The 1,288-nt window shown below is 54.5% G+C and carries 1 protein-coding gene; it reads left to right on the forward strand.

Annotation, left to right across the window (positions count from 1 at the left end):
• Window positions 1-996 (forward strand): replication initiation protein RepC (gene repC / locus PPL9_RS04635; RefSeq protein ID WP_057461552.1); only part of this gene is annotated, 996 nt, incomplete at its 5' end.
• Window positions 997-1,288 lie beyond the last annotated feature (292 nt).

A 1,288-nucleotide genomic window follows, 5' to 3' on the forward strand; every position in this document is an offset into this window, starting at 1 on the left:
AATCTTGCCCCTCTGGCCGCAAGTTACAAGCGGCTGCACCGCATGGCGCAAGAACTGGAGCAGCGTGCCCTTGTCTGGAAACAGCAAAAGACAACGCTTCAGCTTCACAAAAAGGTCTTAAGACAGCAGCTGACCTTGCATCCAGGCCATCCAGCTGCAGGGGATGCGCAAAAGCTGTTGCTGTCATTGCCGCGCCGCATCGAGGCACGCTTGACCATCACTCAGTTGTTGCAATGGAGCCAGCACTTGCTGCAGCTGATTGCAGCGTTTCATGAGGTGCGTGAGGCTTCTTCCACTGATCAGATCGAGGACGATCCAGCAGCGGATTGCGATCCTCAAAACACCTTTGGTCGGAAGAAAACTTCCGACAGGTCGGAAATCCAGTTCCGACACATAAATACAAACTATACAAAACAAACACTTTCTAACGAAAGAAGTAGTGAGCGGACATTGCCTGCCGGCAATGACTTTAAGATTGCTTTGACCGCTACCGCGGAAAGGGCTCTTGAAAAAGTTGAGCGTGAAAGAGCGGCTCCAGCACGTCAACACCCGATAGCACATGAGGACAGATCCAGTTCGCCTCCCCTGCCCGGTCTGGAACCGCCTTCAGCACAGGCCGTGCTTTTGAGGTCCGGCATCGAGCACATCACGCTCAAACAGGTTTTAGCCTGTGCCAGCCCCATGCTGCGCGACATGATCCGTAATACCTCAAAGAGCGGCGGGGCCGATTGGGAGGCTGTCATCCAGGCCGCAACACTGGCTGCAGGATATCTTGGGATCTCAAAACCAGCATGGCAGGAGGCGAGCTGCAAACTTGGGAGCAGCGCGGCCGCAACGCTGATCGTGATTGCTGAGCGCCGCAGCACCGACCCAGCCACCACCATCAATTCCTATGGCGGCTTTGTGCGCGGCTGTCTGGCAAAAGCCAAGGCCGGAGATCTGCACCTTCAAAAGTCTGTTTTTGGCCCGCTCAGCAAGGCAAACCTCGATGAGTAAGCCCTTCTCAAAAAAAATGAGACTGCGCCCCCGATCGCTGTCAAGGACAAGGGAGCTACCGCTCCCCGGCCCTGAGGCCTCCCCATCCTTCCATGCAAGTGCATTCCAGTGGACGATACCCCGCCTCAGGGTCGATCCTTGACAGCGCTCTCCCCCGTTTTTGTGACGGAAGAAATGAGCCGATCTGATCAATATTAAAGCGTTTCGATCAAAGTTTGAATCTATGAGATTCCCCAAAACTTCGATTTGTGATTCACTCTGTTCGGGAGGATCACAGCATGCCAGCACCACT

The sequence above is a fragment of the Pseudovibrio sp. POLY-S9 genome (genome assembly GCF_001431305.1).
GTDB lineage: Bacteria > Pseudomonadota > Alphaproteobacteria > Rhizobiales > Stappiaceae > Pseudovibrio.